The sequence below is a fragment of the Fluviicola sp. genome, from assembly GCF_039596355.1.
Taxonomy (GTDB): domain Bacteria; phylum Bacteroidota; class Bacteroidia; order Flavobacteriales_D; family Crocinitomicaceae; genus Fluviicola.
Window position 1 is genome coordinate 1 of sequence record NZ_JBCNJW010000020.1, and the last position, 15989, is coordinate 15989.

A 15989-nucleotide genomic window follows, 5' to 3' on the forward strand; every position below is an offset into this window, starting at 1 on the left:
AATGCCTAATGCCTAATGCCTAATGCCTAATGCCTAATGCCTAATGCCTAATGCCTAATGCCTAATGCCTAATGCCTAATGCCTAATGCCTAATGCCTAATGCCTAATGCCTAATGCAAAAATAAATTGTCCGTTCATTCGGAACTCGTAATTGATCATTCGTAATTAACTAACGTTGCTTAATATGTCCCTTCTCACCGCACGGAATACGCAGAATCCAGGAGTATAGCCCGATGAAGTGGGAATCGAAGTACCCTTTCCGTTTGTATAATGAAGCTGGAATATAAATCCGTTGCTTTTCACTCAATCCTTTCACGGCCGACTGCGGTGCAACACCATCCTGCAAACATGGCGCATCCGGATGTTGTTTCGTCAGGTTGCTGCCAAACTGCCAAACCTGCTTCCATTCGTCCAGCTTCACTTCCCCTGCCTCGGCATTTTCGGGAGCAAGAATGTAATATCCGCCGAAATTGATTTTCCCTCTCAGGTGGTTCACCATTCCCTGGGAATAGGCAAAGCCCATGCTGTGAACAACCAGGTACAAAGTATCGTTCCGCGAGGTATTCGGCAGCTCGTTCAACATTTGATAGAGATTCCTTCCGGCAATCCGCCCGCTGTTTTCACGAATCCGGAAACCGCTTTTATTGGATTTGGTTGCCAGCAGGTTTATCGTTTTGGCCTTTTTAGAGCCGAATAATTTCGACCCGACCGTATTGGTTGTATAGCAAACGTGGTGTTTCGAGTCTTTGCAGCGTTTCGGGTAAATGCTCGAATTCGTGGTAAAATTGAGCAGGCTCCGGTGGTTCGAGGTCGAAACCGAGTGGTGTCCGTCGGCATAATAATATTCCGTCGGGTTAATCCGCAAACGGAAGGTGTCGTCGATCTGTTTCCACGGATGCCAATAGTTGTAGCGGTCTTCCGTAAACAAACGGTTCACGGAATTCGGGAATTCCAGCCCGTATTTCCGGATGTCTTCAAAGTTCTCTTCAAATGTACTTCCCAATGAGGTAGGACGGTAGCCGTTCACAAAGATCAGAATCCGTTTTGGCGGGTCTTGCAGTGTTAGTTTTTTCGTCAGGTCAACTCCCAGGTGATTGTATACCTGGTCTCGCAGCCATTTTCCCTTTGGAGAATAGATTTTCACGACGATATAATGACTCTGTGCCAAAACCGGTTCATCCAGCAGAGCTGTTTTCAGTGAATCCGATGTCGAAATCAAACGCAGTTTTAACGGAACGTGCTCTTCAGAAACATTCATTTTAAAGTAGAGTACTTTCTTCCTTTCGTAGAGAAAATAGTTCTGATTGCGTTTGATGATCAGTTCCGACCCGATGTTTTTTTCTTCCAGCTTATTCGGATGCGTATTATCGAAAAGCAGATCCAGCACTTTCTTCTGATCCATTCCCGAATAGGATTGTATGATTCCGTCGCGGACTTCAAACCAGGAATATCCCAAATCCACCAAACGGATCAGCCCGTATGAAAAAAGCACGATTCCCGACCATTGAATCAGACGCGAAACAAACGAAACCAGGCGCGGTCTTTTCATCCTTGCACGAAGGAATGAACGCAATTTCCGGAAACTATAGATAAATCCGGCGAAGGATGCCAGTACACTGAGCAGATGCAGGGCATTAAACGGTTTTCCCTTGATCCGGAAAATGGTTTTGAACAGGAAATTATCAATTTGCAGGTGATACGAATAGGTGTTCTTTTTCATCGGGCGCAGCACCGAAGCCAAAAAACTCTTGTTTTTCAGCACAATGGTTCCGTCTTTGTTTTGCTCGAAAAAGTAATAAGCCACCAATCCGTTGTTGGTCACCACCTCTTCGTAATCGTCGATCAGGGAATAAACGCCCGGATTGTTATTGGCACGCAACCATTCTTCCTGTGTCAGCTGCCATCCACCTTCCGGTTCTTTGTCATCCGACTCCTGGCTCAAAAAGCCTTTCAGGTATTCTCCGGCAATTATTTCCGCTAAACCGGCCTGACTTTGCTGATCGACCGCGAATCCCAATGCTTTGTTTTTAACCATGTAGCCCTGCCATTTCCGGCTCACAAATTCCGGGATCACAAAAAACAGGAGTGTATTCGAAACCTTTTCCTTTTCAAACTGCTTGTAGGTATCGCGCACGTGGCGCATCTGGTCGGTGTATTTCAAACGATCGGAACCCGGATTCTCAAAAGCCTGACTACCGTCAAAAGCATCATTTTCAAAAGGAGCTTCTACCGTGACATCGAAACGGACATTTGCAGCTTTGAACAAGGTATTCAATGTCAATTCCAGGCTGTCGCGATTCAGTTTTGTACGAAACAGCGGTACAAGGCGGATACGCTGCTCCACCGCAGGTAAAACGGAAACCGGCAAAACCGCAATGAGTTTTCCCCGAAGCCGTGCCTGAACTTCGTAATCGGCATTCATTGCCGGCAGCAAAACCTGGCATTTGGTCCTACTGATCCGCAAGGTTCGCAGTTCATCATTTCCAACAAAGAAAAAAACAGAATCAATGCTTCCAATCTGTGCCAGGTTGATTTTAAAATCGACCAGGTCGGTTTGCGACTTTCCCACTGATTTAAAAACCGCCACATCATAAACGCCGCTTTTCTTTTCAAGTATCTGTTCGAAGAAACCATAGTGCTGTTTCGGATTTTTCACGAAACGGGCTGTTTCTATCGGAACGTGAATCACCGAATCTTTCCCCGCCTGAGAAAAGCCAAAAAGACTCTGAACCAGGAAAAACAAGAGAAGAAACGAAATTCGGAACATCATAATCCATTAAATTGAAGTCTTTCCTAACCAGCGCAACACGTTATCATACCAGATTGCATCGGATTCTTTTTCTTCCAGAATTCCGACCTGAACGGCAAAATCAATGACTCTTCCCGGGTAGGAATTGGCTACACCTTCCATTTCTCCCAACGGATACGGATCGTCCAAACCGGAAACGATCTGTGAAGCCCCTACCCGGATTTTCAGCAGTTGCAGCGTGTACGAATCGTGTACCAGTGTATCGAAAAATAAGTTCGGATGTCCCAAACTCGCTCTCGGGTCTCTTGTTTCCGTGAACAAATCCGGGCGACCGTCAAAGCCTTGTAACCTTCTTCCGTAATTCGCCTGCCCAAGCATGCAGCCGTGAGCAAAACAGGTACGGATATTCGGGTATTTGTTTACCAAATCTTTCAGTGCATACATGTGAAGCGTATCCGCAGTCTGCGCCATCATCCACACCAGGTGGAAGCGCCAGTACATATCTTTCAAAGCCACCATTTTCTCCCCGTCATACGGATGGATCTCGATCGCCAGGTTGTATTCATTCGCTAATTCAAACAAGGGCATCGTGGAATCATCCACTACCGAAAGCCATTCGTTGTTTTTATCCAGAAAATGTGTCGGCAAACACAAAACATTCATTTTCAAATCTTCGACACAGCGACGAATCTCATTCAGCGCATCATCCAAATGAAGCGGCTGCACCACAAACCCACTGGTGAATTTATCCGGTCTTCGCTCCTGCACACTTGCATTGAAATCGTTCTGCCAGCGAACTGCATCAAAGGTATCTTGTTTCGACCACCCGTTGCAATATACCTGCGAAAGATTCAGCATCACGCCGTGATCAATTCCGTGACGTTCCATCCACTCAATCTTTTCATCAAAGAAGAAACTCGGATCGGTAATCGGTCGCGACCAGTCATCCTGTCTCATAAACTTTTTGTCGTCATCGATCCAAAACAGCTTTTTTTCACGCATGAATTTTGGAATTTCGGATGGTTCCGGCAAAATGTGGCCGTGGCCGTTAATCTTTAGTTTCTTCATTTCGGGGCGATTCTTTGACTCAAAATTAAGAAAAAAGAAAAGCCGGCTTACGCTTGCAAGTCGGCTTTTCTTTCATAAGTAGTAGTGGTTATATCATTTGTTTATGACAACCCGGTAATTGTGAACGGTGCTTTCGGTTTTCACCTGAAGCGTATACTGTCCGTTCGAATAAGGCGTCAGATCGATTGTTTTTTCCTGTTCGAATGTCCCTGTTTTCAGAACCAGCACCGCTCTTCCGGCTGCATCAACCACTTCAATGGATTGGTAAGCAACATCTGAAACCAGGGTAATCATTCCGGAAGTCGGGTTCGGGTATAACACCATTTCTTTGTCCTGTTCGGAAACAGACAAACAACCATCCACCACAATCGATGACTGTGCCGTAGCGGAACATCCGTTTCCATCTGTGTAGGAGTAACTAATCTGGAATGTTCCCGTACCGCTCGCAGAAGGATAAAAACTTCCTGCACTCACTCCTGCCCCGGAATACGTTCCGCCAGCAGGTGAACCGCCGGTCAGTACAAATGCCGGAGTATACGAACAAACCTGGCTCAATGCACCGAAAGTTACATTTGGAAGCGCATGAACAGTTACCATTACCTGGTCTGTATTCTGACAACCATTTGCATCCGTTCCGGTAAGCGTATAAGTAGTTGTTCCCGAAGGAATGAAAGCGACTCCGTTTTGAACTCCGTTATTCCAGGAAAGCGCCGGCGATCCCGAAGAAATTCCGGTAAGGACAACCGAACTTCCTGCACACACCGTTTGGTCAGCTCCGGCATCTACAGTAAACGGACTGGATGTCGTAATAACAACTGGCTGTGACGTTGCTGTACAACCAGCATTGGAAACCGAAACCGTATACGTTCCGGCAGTTGAAACGGTGATTGAAGGTGTTGTAGATCCGTCAGACCAGCTGTTTCCGGCAGAATAAGACGATGTCAATGTCACGGAACTTCCCGGACACATCACCAATGAACTTGGCGTAATGACCGGTTGAGCCGGAGCACCCGGGTCAGTTAAATTGGTAGAAATTGTATTCGAAACACACCCGGCAGCACTTGTCAGGATAATGTTGTATGAACCAGCTCCGAGATTCGGAACCGTTGCCGGCAGCGAAGATGCCGATGCTGTTCCTGTTGCCGTTCCCGACCAGGAAATCGTTCCCGAACCGGTTCCGTTCACAGCGATCGATCCGGTATTTGTTCCACAGGAAGACGGATTGGTAACAGTTCCCAAAGAAAGCGCCGGAACCGGGTTAGCTGTTACTGTTACTGAGGTACTTGCCGCGCTCTGACAACCTGAAGCGTTTGTTACCTGAACGGTATACGATCCGGATGTGCTTGCCGTAATGGATTGCGTTGTTGCACCGGTCGACCACAAATAGGACGTTCCGGATGTCGATGTCAAGTTAACCGAACCACCCGCACAGAATGTCGTTGCTCCACCAGCAGAAATGGTCGGTGCGGCAGGCGTCGCATTCACAGTCACTGCAATGGAGTTACTATTCGCACTTTGACAGCCCGAAGCATTCGATACCTGAACCGTATACGTTCCGGCAGTTGTTGCCGTAATGGATTGCGTTGTTGCTCCGTTCGACCACAAATAAGACGTTCCCGAAGTTGACGTTAAGGTAACCGAACCGCCCGCACAGAATGTCGTTGCTCCACCAGCAGAAATGGTCGGTGCAGCAGGAACTGAATTTACTGTTACAGTCGTAGCAGCACTCGCTGTGCTTTGACAACCCGCAGCACTGGTTACCTGAACCGTATACGATCCGGCAGTTGTTGCCGTGATGGATTGTGTTGTTGCACCGGTCGACCACAAATACGATGATCCTGCGCTGGAAGTCAGTGTTACCGAACCTCCGGTACAGAAAGTAGTTGCTCCACCAGCAGTAATTGACGGTGCGGCAGGAACCGCGTTCACGGTCACGTAATTGGTCATTGTAGTGGTATTCGAACCGGAAGCATTGGTTGCAGTCAGTACCACATTATAAGTTCCGGCAGTTGCATACGTCACGGTTGGACTGGCAGCAGTTGACGTAGACGGAGTTCCACCCGGGAAAGACCAGCTGTAAGAAGTCGGTGAACCGGTAGAAGTATTGGTGTACGTAATGCTTTGTCCGGCACAAACAGAAGTAACCGTTGTTGTAAAGCTCGGCGTAGGCGGAGTTGCAGCAGTTACCCCCGTTACGTTGATATTGTCTACGTACAGGTTGTTCCCATAACCGGACAGGTTTTTAAACGCGATGATCACGTTTGCCTGACCAATATAAGAAGTCAAACTTACGGTTTCGGTTCTCCACTGCGCAGATGTCGGCGTAAACGAATTGGTTGTTGCCGAAGCGGTCGCCAAAGTGGTATTGGATTTCGAATACACGCTCGTAAAGGTCGATCCGCAATCGGTTGATACCAACACTTCCAATCCGTCATAGTTCGCCGCGTTGTATGGAGCATATGCCACATCAAAGGTGAGCTGGGCAGAAGAAAGCCCGGTAAAGATGAGCGGTTTCAAACGCACAATATCATCATCGGAATCGTTGTAGGCATAATTATTAAACCACATGGAATTTCCGGTTGTCGGCGTATTTCCGGCAGTTGTTGTTCGTGCCCATGTAGTTGGTGAAGCATTGTTATTGATCAAAGACCAGCCAGTAGGAACAAAGGTCGTTGCAGTGAATCCTTCTGTCAACGGCAAAGCAGATGCTGTTGATCCGACTACAGTAATATATGCTGTTTTGGTTTCCGTATCTGTTCCGTAGGAATTCGTCGCAACCAATGTCACCGCATACGTCCCGGCAGTGTTATAGGTCACCGTTGGACTCGTTGCAGTAGATGTTGATGGCGTTCCGCCGGTAAACGTCCAGGAGTAAGACGTTGCAAAGGTCGACAAATTGGTAAAGGTGATGGATGATCCCTGGCAAATGGTCGTTTGAGCCGCAGAGAAATCCGCAACCGGAGGACTCACGATTCCCAATCCGTTCAATACAAAATTGTAGGTTCCTTCGTCACAGTCATTCGTTCCGAACTGAATATTTCCGGTGTAATTTCCGGCTGCCGTCGGAGAGAACACTACTGTGAAGGTTGTTGTTGAACCTGGTGTCACGGTCGTTGTTCCGAAACCGGTTCCCAAAGCGAATCCGGTTCCTGTTACCGTAATCGGGTTCGTCAACGTCAGGTTGGTTGTCCCCGTATTGGTAATGGTAAACGTTGCCGTTGTAGAACCTCCGGCCTGTGTATTCGCATAAGTGTAAGATCCTTCATCGAGCACTTCCACGCCGGCAGATGCCAGTTGAATTTCTCCCGGAGTGGTTCCTTCGAACTTCACATTATCAATGAAAATGTTGTTTCCGTTTGCCGAAACACCGCGGAATCGAAAGCGGATGTTTTTGGAAGTCGTTCCCACATACGACATCAAACTGATGGTTTCTGTTCTCCAGTCAGTAGATACGGTCGGGAAATACTCGGTTGCAAGCACTGTTGCATTCTGATACAGATACGGCGTTGTATTCCCCGTTTTGCTATATACGTTTGTCCAGGTTACACCGCAATCCGTTGAAATCTGTACGATCAATTGATCATTCGAGGTAGTTGTTTTCTTGCGGTAAGCGACATCAAATTTCAAGGTTGCTGCCGTTGCGTTACAAGGCAGTAAGAAAACCGGCGTGTATAAATCTTCGTTCGTCGTGGAGCTGTTTCCGAAACAAGGCACCTGGGCAATGTTGTTGGTAAACGTTCCGGTAGAAGAAACTCCCGAAGCAGGAGACCATTTGTAACAATCACCGTTTACATTATCCACACGCCATCTGACATCCGGCGGGAAACTTTGTCCTTCAAAATCCTGCGTATAGTTCGGCATGATTCCGTTTGAAACCACGAAATCAATCCCCGATGTATCGTATACGGTATACGGATCCGCAGTTCCGTTCGGCAAGGTGGAATACGCTCTGAAAGCATGCGTTCCCAATGTGGTTGTAAAAGCAGGCAAACTTACCGTTGCAGATGAGCCCGGAGTCAGGTTTCCTGTCCAGCTGTATGTAACTGCAGTTCCGTTATCAATTTTGTAGGAGATCGTCGCAGAAGTGAGGTTATTGGAACCTCTGTTACGCAACTGGACACTTGGAGTAATTGCTCCGGCACAATTATCGCCAACCGGTGCAAACACATCCGTTACAGAAGCATCACTCGGGTTTGGCGGCGTACAGGCATCGGAGTTGATCAGCGACAATCTCAGCGGAGATCCTTCCAGGACGGCACGCATCCGCTGTTTCTGATCATTTGTAAAAACGTTCATACAGGCGTCGTCCGTGTAATCCATGTAGTTCTCAATCATATCAGGCCCCTGATCCGGTGCTGTTGTACAGGAGTTTGTTCCGGTAGGGCATCCATAGTTCGCAGCAGCAGCAGTCGGGGTATCGTTACAATAATCCGTTGCAGTACAGTTTCCGTCTCCCCAAATGTGGCGGAGTCCGAGCCAGTGACCGATTTCGTGTGTTGCAGTACGTCCTTCGTTGTAAGGTGCCGCAAACCCTGTTACCGAGCTTTTACCGATGGAACTGTAGAGAAAAACCACTCCGTCGGTTCCGTTTACCGGGCTGGAACAACCCATTCCGCCTAATGGAGACTGCGGAAACTGAGCATATCCAAGCAAGCCGCTTCCCAGGTTACACAGCCAGATATTCATGTATTTGGCAGGATCCCATCCGCGGGTTGCAGTCGGAGTGTTGTTGTTATAGGTATACGCTTTGATCGTATTTTCTACATAGGTTTGGGAATAAGGCGGTGCAGTAAATCCTGCCGTGGTGCGGTTAATGCGGTTTACACCGTTTTCTCCGTTCGGAAAGGCTGAACCGTCAGGTCTTCTTTTGGACAGACAGAATTCGATCTGGGTATCTGCCCCAACCGGGTTTGTATTCCATCCGTTGGATCCGAACATTCTTCGAAAATCCTCATTCAGGACGTCGATCTGCGACTGAATCGCGGCATAACTCACGTTACTCCCCGTTCCAACCGCTTCTCCGTTATAAATGACGTGCACGACTACCGGAATCTGGTAAACTCCACCGATAATTTTGCCCGCCGCCTGGTTCGCAGCGATTTCAGACTGAATCCATTGTTCAAACTGGGTACTTGATTCTAATTCGGGATGGTTGGCATGCAGGATTGCATCGTTTTCATCTGTGTAGCATCGAACAACACCATTTGTTTGACTCCTTACTCCATACGAGAGCAGCGAGAAAAACATACATGCGATGAATGCACGTAGTAGTTTTACTCCGTTAGTTTCCATAAAAGCAGTTTTATCATTTTTGAATGAGCACCCACAATCTTTAAATTGGAAATAACTGATTGTTAAGTACTCACTCCTAGTTTTAGCAATCCAATGTTACTAAAAAATTTTGATTCACAAACTTTTGGGATTTAATTTTTTAACATTGATTTATCAACAATGTTCAATATTATTCAAACATATCGCCAAGCATATTCTCACCTGCCTGACCTATTACCGGAACGTATTTTCGTTCTCCCCGGATAGCGCCTATCAATAGCATCAACCAGACAATAAACAGCAGGATGGAAATAATATTGATGATGATCACCCCGATAAACGGAATAAAGAACAGGATGGTATCAATGATACTCACAACCGCTCCCACCAACATCAGAATAAGCATCTGACGCAGATGAAATGCTGTAAAGCGGCGCTCTTCTCCCGTTGATGATGATACCTGAACCATTGCAATAATCCAGCCTATCAGTGTACAATACGAGAGAATTCCATATGTTTTGTTATAGGAATTTGACTCCATGAAAATATAAGTAACACTAAAATAACGGCTAAATTATGTTTTTAGTTTACAAATTAGTGAATAGTGAATTTAAATGATTGACTTTCTGTTATTCTCCAAAAATAGACGAAACGAATTCTTCTTTCCGGAAAACCTGCAAATCCTCGATTCCTTCTCCTACTCCGATAAAGCGTACGGGAATACTCATCTGGTCGGAAATCCCGATAACAACTCCACCTTTAGCCGTGCCGTCCAGCTTGGTAATGATCAATCCGGTGAGTGAGGTTGCCAACGCAAACTGCTTCGCTTGTTCAAAGGCATTCTGCCCGGTAGAACCGTCGAGAACCAATAAAATTTCGTGTGGTGCATCCGGAACGACTTTTTCCATCACGCGCTTGATTTTCGATAACTCGTTCATCAGGTTCACTTTATTGTGAAGGCGGCCCGCCGTATCGATAATCACAACATCTGCTCCCTGAGCTTTGGCTGAACTTAAGGCATCAAAAGCTACCGAAGCCGGGTCTGCACCCATTCCCTGCTGCACAATCGGCACACCGACTCTTTCTGACCAGATGATCAATTGGTCGACTGCCGCCGCCCGGAAGGTATCTGCCGCTCCCAAAACGACTTTTTTACCGGCTTTTTTGAACTGGTTCGCCAATTTCCCGATTGAGGTGGTTTTTCCCACTCCGTTTACTCCCACGATCATGATCACGTGCGGATCTCCTTTGTGATCCGGAATATTGTATTCTGTCGGGCCGTCCGAATCATTTTCAGAAAGCAATCCGGCGATTTCTTCCTTCAATACGCGATTCAGCTCATCCGTCCCAACATATTTGTCTTTCGCAACGCGTTCATTGATCCGGTCAATGATTTTCAACGTGGTATTCACACCCACATCCGAACTGATCAAAATTTCTTCCAATTCATCTAATACTTCATCATCCACACGGGATTTTCCAACCAGGGAACGAGTCAGTTTTCCGAAAAAACTTTCTTTTGTTTTTTCAAGTCCTTTATCAAGTGTTTCTTTATTCTCCTTGGAGAACCAACCAAATAATGCCATACGTTTCAAAAATACAAAAAAAACCCCTCCGCCAATGCGGAGAGGTTTCAAACAATATCGAGTTTTACAACTTTAAAGAATTAGGCTTTAGTAAACCAATCTTTTACTTTATCGTTGTGTACGATTTCTTCTTTGAATGCGAAAGAACCAGTTTTTCCGGATTTAACCATCTTGATTACTTTCGTGTGCTCTTTTCCTCCACCTTTCTGAAGGGATGCTACTACTTTCTTAGCCATGACGTTAATGTTTTATGGTTGTTTCGATTTGAACTACCGGAACAAGCCGGCTCTCAAAACGAAATAACGACGTTTTCTTCTTACTTAATTTCTTTGTGAACAGTATAACGCTTCAGGATCGGGTTGAATTTTTTGATCTCCAAACGATCCGGAGTGTTTTTACGATTCTTCATTGTAATGTAACGGGAAGTTCCCGCCATTCCAGACTCTTTGTGCTCTGTGCACTCCAAAATAACCTGAATTCTATTTCCTTTTGCTTTCTTAGCCATTTTCTTAATTCTTTATGATTGAACCACTTTTGTGACCAAATCAGGATTTACTTCAAATACCCTTTTTCACGCGCTTCTTTCAAACACGCAGAGATACCTTTCTTATTAATTGTTCTCAAAGCAGACGCAGAGATTTTCAATGTAACATACATATCATCTTCTGGTACGTAGAACTTTTTCGTTAACAAGTTCGGGTAAAACTTGCGTTTAGTTTTGCGGTTTGAGTGAGAAACATTATTTCCTACCATTACCGACTTTCCTGTGATTTGACAAACTCGTGACATTGTATTTTATTTTTCCTTATTCTAAAAGCGGGTGCAAAGAAAAGCAAATTCCCGCAATTAGACAACATTAATTACTCTTTTTTTCAATATTTATTCCTAAAATTTCGCAACGAAGGAGATTCAAAGCCGTTAGTACCGTCATTTGTACGGTTCTATGACGATCCGAACCAAACTGGAACTGTCGTGAAATTTTTCGCCCCGGTCCGTCGATTGCGATCCAAACTGTTCCGACCGGCTTCTCTTCGCTTCCACCGGTTGGCCCGGCAACTCCGGAAACAGATACCGACCAGTTTACACCCAGCTGCTGTTTTCCTCCTGCTGCCATTTCCAGGACTGTTTCTTCCGAAACGGCTCCGAACTGCTCCAAAGTAGATGCTTTCACATCCGCCAGTTTCATTTTTAAGGCATTACTATAGGTAACCAAGCCCCCCAGCACATAGGCCGAAGATCCTGAAATGCTCGTCAAGGCAGCCATAATCGATCCACCGGTGCAACTTTCAATTGCTCCTACGGTTTCTTTCCGCTGTTCCAAAAGCTTTCCCACTACTTCCGCAAGAGTTTCCTCTTCTTGTCCATATAAATAGGCAGGAATCATTTCGTGCAGTTGATCTCCGTAATAATCCACGCGGTCCTGCTTTCCGGAATTCGAACTGATCCGCAATTTGACGGCTCCCGGAGAAGGCAGGTACGCCAAATCCAGGCCTTCGGCTCTCAGTTCATTTTCCCAGTCTGCGATCCGTTCTGCCAAAAACGATTCCCCGATTCCCTGCGTCAGGTAGGTTCTCTGAATGAGTTTTTTCAGTGGAAACCGTTCTGCCAAACGCGGAAGCACATGTGTTTCCATCAGGTATTTCATTTCATACGGCACACCCGGCATGGATGCGAACACCGTTCCCTCTTTCTCGAACCACATTCCCGGAGCTGTTCCCTGGTCGTTGAAAAGCACTTCGCAGGCTTCCGGAACCATTGCCTGAAGTTTGTTTACTTCCAGCATCGGGCGGTTTCTTTTAATAAAGAACGATTCCACATGACGCAGCACCGCTTCATTCATTACCAGCTGTGTTTCGAAGTAAGCACACAACACCTGCTTGGTAATATCGTCTTTCGTAGGACCGAGTCCACCCGTAATCAATACCACCTGGCTTCGCTGCTGTGCATCACGCAGTGCAGTTAGAATAGCATCCCATGAATCTGAGATCGTCGCAACGTACGAAACCTTGATTCCGTTATCCGCTAGCTGCGTACCCATCCACGAAGCATTCGTATTGATTGTCTGCCCGATGAGGAGTTCATCTCCGATGGATATTATTTCAACATTAATCATGGTACTGTTTTTGAGCTGAGGCAAAATTATTCTTAAGTTTGAACATAAAAAATAATCCATGAGAAAATTCACAACAATCCTTGCATTAGGTAGTATTGCGATCGGATTACCTGCCTGCGACACCCTGAAGGAAGCAGCAAGCACCCTGAATACAGGAACGAGCACCACACCTTCTCTGACGAATTCGGAAGTGATTTCAGGTTTGAAAGAAGCACTGAACGTCGGGATTCAAAATTCTGTGAATTTAACTTCCATTACCGACGGATTCCTGAAAAATGCAGATATCCGCCTGCCATTCCCGGAAGATGCGCTTAAAGTAAAGGAAAAAGCAATCGATTGGGGACTTGGTTCCCAGGTTGATAAATTTGAAACAACATTGAACCGCGCCGCGGAAGAGGCCACCAAAGAAGCACTTCCTATTTTCAAGGATGCTATTTTGAATATGAGCATTTCTGATGGTTTCGCTATTTTGAACGGCGGAGACGGTGCAGCGACTAAATTCCTGAAAGACAATACGACCGCAAAACTGGTTGAAGCTTTCTCTCCAAAAGTGAAAGATGCAATCGCCAAAGTGAAACTGACTGAATACTGGAATCCGATTATCTCCAAGTATAACAGTGCGATGAGCTTAACCGGCGGACAGAAAATCAACCCGGATCTGGATAAATATGTAACCGAAAGAGCCATTTCAGGCTTGTTCCTGATGGTCGAGAAGGAAGAAAACAAAATCCGCAAATATCCTGCAGCGCGCGTTACCGATCTGCTTTCTAAAGTATTCGGAAGCATCAAATAATAATTGAAAATTGAAAAGGGAGAAGTGAAAAGTGCCTTTGACTCCGCTCAGTCCACTTTTCACTTTTTCTCAATGGTCAATTATCTTTGTACGTTTTAAATTTTCAATTCTCAATTAAAATGAAATATCCTGCATCGGAACTGGTACTTGACTCACACGGGAATGTTTATCATCTCGGTATTTCCCCGAAGGATCTGGCCCCAGATGTGTTACTGGTCGGAGATCAGAACCGTGTAGCCGCGATCTCTGCCTTTTTTGATGAGATCACCCATCGATCGGAGCACCGCGAGTTTGTCTGTCATACGGGATATTACAAAGGAAAACACATTACAGCACTGTCTACCGGGATCGGAACGGACAACATCGACATCGTGGTCAACGAACTGGATGCGCTGGTGAACATCGACCTGAATGAACGCACCAACAAAACGCAAACCACTTCGTTAAACCTCATCCGGATCGGAACCTGCGGGATTTTGCAGGCGGATATCGATGTACACAGCTATTTGCTGTCCAGTCATGCGATCGGGATTGACAACGTGGCTCACTTCTATCCTATTGCTTTTTCAGAAGCCGAAAAATCGCTTGCACAAGCCCTGGATTCTTTTGTCGGTTTCCCGGACGAGATCACTCCTTACTGTTCAACATCTTCCGAACACTTGCTAAAACAGTTCTCCGGGGACAAAACACACGAAGGAATTACAGTCACCAGTTCCGGATTCTATGCGCCGCAGGGAAGATCACTCCGACTCGGAACGCGCACTTCGGAAGTCAACGAAAAACTTGAAGCATTTTCTTTTAACGGGAAACGCGTGGTGAACTTCGAGATGGAAAGTTCGGCTTTATTTGCATTGGGGAAAGCATTGGGACACCAGTGCATCACCATCTGTCTCGGAATCGCAAACAGACCGAGAATGGAATTCAGCAAAGGCTATGAACAGGAAATGAACGGGTTAATCCAATACGTCCTGGATCGTATTTGATTGTTGATTCTTATTCCTTCACAGGATACTTGCGTTCGTATTCCTCCGGCGTCAAATCTGCTCCGTTATCATCATCCAGGATCGTCACATTGAAATTGTTTTCACGCACTTTCACATTCATCTTGACAATTTTCGTGTTACCGATTTGCTGCACCACCTGGAACCAGTAGTACCCGTTTTTACCGTTCAGCAGGTCTTTACTCAACTGCAGGGAAACTTTTTGGTTCTTGCGCTCCGCAGCCACCTGCATTTTTTTGACGATCTCCAAATTCTGAACCAGGTCATACGCCTTATACTCCGGTGTGTTCTGACCTGCATCCACTTTCGGTTCGGATTTTTCTTCCCCGCAGGAACTCACTGCTCCCATCGTGAGGGCGCTGAATAATAAGATCGGTAAATACTTCATAAGACTCATTTAGTCCCTAAAATAGGCATTAAATCCCAATTTCAGCCCCGGAAAATGTTATCAAATCAAAAAAGGGCCGACCAACTGCCGACCCCTTTTCCTCTTTTTTGTTCATTTATTGTTTGACCAAAGAATATACTTTCGTACCGCTCTTAACGAGGTAAACTCCCGCGCGAAGAGCTGAAATATCGAGCACCAGCGTTTTCTCATCCTGTTTATAGGAATGGATATTCGCCCGCACATTTTGTCCCATCGGATTCAATAACTGGAAGTTACTCAGGGAAACCAAATCTCCCTTCACTGTTACCAGGTTCGTTGCAGGGTTCGGGAAAATTACCAATTCGCTTCCTCCTGCCACATTGATATAGACCGATTCCGTTTCGTGCACCCGTTCCTGTCCGTTGAAATCGATTTGTTTGAGTCGGTAATACGATATTCCATCCAACGGAAAATCATCTTCCGTAGCATACGATTTCGGCGTTTCAGAGTTCCCCGCTCCGTCAATCTGTGCAACTGTTTCCCAACCGTCATAACCATCAGCGGAACGTTCCACTAAAAAATAGTCGTTATTTTGCTCCGAACTTGTTTCCCAGCTCAATTGAACGGAAGTATTGTCCTGTGCCCATGCATCAAATGACACCAACCCGATAGGAAGAGAAGTTCCACAGTTTACCGTAATACATTGCGGAGACGTGTAGGTACACCCGAAATTATCCGTTACACTGTATGTAAAACACGGTGATCCCTGGTTGGTCGGAACAACGTTTGCAGTTGTTGCTCCCGTACTGACCAGAGTGGTCGCAGGAACCCACCCCTGCGAAACGATTGTTGGCGTGAAAGAAGATGCAGAAATAAGCGCAGAAGTGAAGTTGATGTCCCAGCTGAAAATATACCCGTTGTCGGAACTGATATTATCCGTTACGGTAATCGTCCAGCTTCCGTTTAGCGGGCAACCGATCAGCGATGAGAAACTCTGCATCGGGATGTAGGTTCCAGCCGGAATATATTGATAAGTGTAAG

13 protein-coding genes are annotated in these 15989 nt (G+C 46.0%); 2 read left to right on the top strand and 11 right to left on the bottom strand.

Translation table 11 applies throughout. From position 1 onward, the window contains the following. Positions 1-169: 169 nt before the first annotated feature. The 9 genes from ABDV94_RS20050 to ABDV94_RS20090 form a co-directional block, all read right to left on the bottom strand. Entirely contained in the window at positions 170-2770 is a 2601-nt protein-coding gene (locus ABDV94_RS20050; protein WP_343749010.1) for a hypothetical protein, read from the bottom strand. Positions 2771-2776: 6 nt separating this feature from the next. Continuing rightward, positions 2777-3817 carry an amidohydrolase family protein gene (locus ABDV94_RS20055; protein WP_343749011.1) on the bottom strand — a complete coding sequence of 347 codons (1041 nt, stop codon included), beginning with the start codon at positions 3815-3817 and terminating at the stop codon, positions 2777-2779. A gap of 93 nt (positions 3818-3910) precedes the next feature. Continuing rightward, positions 3911-9109: a PKD domain-containing protein gene (locus tag ABDV94_RS20060; RefSeq protein WP_343749012.1), complete on the bottom strand. Its 5199-nt coding sequence runs from the start codon at positions 9107-9109 to the stop codon at positions 3911-3913. Between the two features lie 169 nt (positions 9110-9278). Then, entirely contained in the window at positions 9279-9629 is a 351-nt protein-coding gene (locus tag ABDV94_RS20065) for a hypothetical protein (protein WP_343749013.1), read from the bottom strand. Between the two features lie 88 nt (positions 9630-9717). Beyond that, on the bottom strand, positions 9718-10674 hold the full coding sequence (gene ftsY / locus ABDV94_RS20070; protein WP_343749014.1) for a signal recognition particle-docking protein FtsY: 957 nt from the start codon (positions 10672-10674) through the stop codon (positions 9718-9720). Positions 10675-10754: 80 nt separating this feature from the next. After that, positions 10755-10910 carry a DUF4295 domain-containing protein gene (locus tag ABDV94_RS20075; RefSeq protein WP_343749015.1) on the bottom strand — a complete coding sequence of 52 codons (156 nt, stop codon included), beginning with the start codon at positions 10908-10910 and terminating at the stop codon, positions 10755-10757. Between the two features lie 80 nt (positions 10911-10990). Beyond that, positions 10991-11179, bottom strand: coding sequence for a 50S ribosomal protein L33 (gene rpmG / locus ABDV94_RS20080; protein ID WP_294677131.1), 189 nt, complete (start codon positions 11177-11179; stop codon positions 10991-10993). Positions 11180-11226: 47 nt separating this feature from the next. Further along, the gene (gene rpmB, locus ABDV94_RS20085) at positions 11227-11463 is read right to left on the bottom strand and encodes a 50S ribosomal protein L28 (RefSeq protein ID WP_309281809.1); all 237 of its coding nucleotides are present in this window, start codon (positions 11461-11463) and stop codon (positions 11227-11229) included. Positions 11464-11530: 67 nt separating this feature from the next. Further along, on the bottom strand, positions 11531-12787 hold the full coding sequence (locus ABDV94_RS20090; RefSeq protein WP_343749016.1) for a competence/damage-inducible protein A: 1257 nt from the start codon (positions 12785-12787) through the stop codon (positions 11531-11533). Between the two features lie 58 nt (positions 12788-12845). Here ABDV94_RS20090 and ABDV94_RS20095 point away from each other — a divergent pair, with 58 nt between their 5' ends. Beyond that, on the top strand, positions 12846-13580 hold the full coding sequence (locus ABDV94_RS20095) for a DUF4197 domain-containing protein (RefSeq protein WP_343749017.1): 735 nt from the start codon (positions 12846-12848) through the stop codon (positions 13578-13580). A gap of 119 nt (positions 13581-13699) precedes the next feature. Then, positions 13700-14563 (top strand): nucleoside phosphorylase, encoded by an 864-nt coding sequence (locus tag ABDV94_RS20100; RefSeq protein WP_343749018.1) that lies wholly within the window; start codon positions 13700-13702, stop codon positions 14561-14563. 10 nt (positions 14564-14573) lie between these two features. Here ABDV94_RS20100 and ABDV94_RS20105 read toward each other — a convergent pair whose 3' ends face one another. Continuing rightward, positions 14574-14969, bottom strand: coding sequence for a hypothetical protein (locus ABDV94_RS20105; RefSeq protein WP_343749019.1), 396 nt, complete (start codon positions 14967-14969; stop codon positions 14574-14576). Positions 14970-15084: 115 nt separating this feature from the next. Further along, positions 15085-15989, bottom strand: a 905-nt coding sequence (locus ABDV94_RS20110) for a T9SS type A sorting domain-containing protein (RefSeq protein WP_343749020.1), incomplete at its 5' end; no start/stop codon positions are given.

What these genes read in the sequence shown, in the direction of transcription:
- ABDV94_RS20060 (WP_343749012.1), bottom strand. Translation starts at nt 9,109, where the DNA reads ATGGAAACTAACGGAGTAAAACTACTACGTGCATTCATCGCATGTATG.
- ftsY (WP_343749014.1), bottom strand. Translation starts at nt 10,674, where the DNA reads ATGGCATTATTTGGTTGGTTCTCCAAGGAGAATAAAGAAACACTTGAT.
- ABDV94_RS20065 (WP_343749013.1), bottom strand. Translation starts at nt 9,629, where the DNA reads ATGGAGTCAAATTCCTATAACAAAACATATGGAATTCTCTCGTATTGT.
- ABDV94_RS20075 (WP_343749015.1), bottom strand. Translation starts at nt 10,910, where the DNA reads ATGGCTAAGAAAGTAGTAGCATCCCTTCAGAAAGGTGGAGGAAAAGAG.
- ABDV94_RS20105 (WP_343749019.1), bottom strand. Translation starts at nt 14,969, where the DNA reads ATGAAGTATTTACCGATCTTATTATTCAGCGCCCTCACGATGGGAGCA.
- ABDV94_RS20095 (WP_343749017.1), top strand. Translation starts at nt 12,846, where the DNA reads ATGAGAAAATTCACAACAATCCTTGCATTAGGTAGTATTGCGATCGGA.
- rpmB (WP_309281809.1), bottom strand. Translation starts at nt 11,463, where the DNA reads ATGTCACGAGTTTGTCAAATCACAGGAAAGTCGGTAATGGTAGGAAAT.
- ABDV94_RS20050 (WP_343749010.1), bottom strand. Translation starts at nt 2,770, where the DNA reads ATGATGTTCCGAATTTCGTTTCTTCTCTTGTTTTTCCTGGTTCAGAGT.
- ABDV94_RS20055 (WP_343749011.1), bottom strand. Translation starts at nt 3,817, where the DNA reads ATGAAGAAACTAAAGATTAACGGCCACGGCCACATTTTGCCGGAACCA.
- rpmG (WP_294677131.1), bottom strand. Translation starts at nt 11,179, where the DNA reads ATGGCTAAGAAAGCAAAAGGAAATAGAATTCAGGTTATTTTGGAGTGC.
- ABDV94_RS20090 (WP_343749016.1), bottom strand. Translation starts at nt 12,787, where the DNA reads ATGATTAATGTTGAAATAATATCCATCGGAGATGAACTCCTCATCGGG.
- ABDV94_RS20100 (WP_343749018.1), top strand. Translation starts at nt 13,700, where the DNA reads ATGAAATATCCTGCATCGGAACTGGTACTTGACTCACACGGGAATGTT.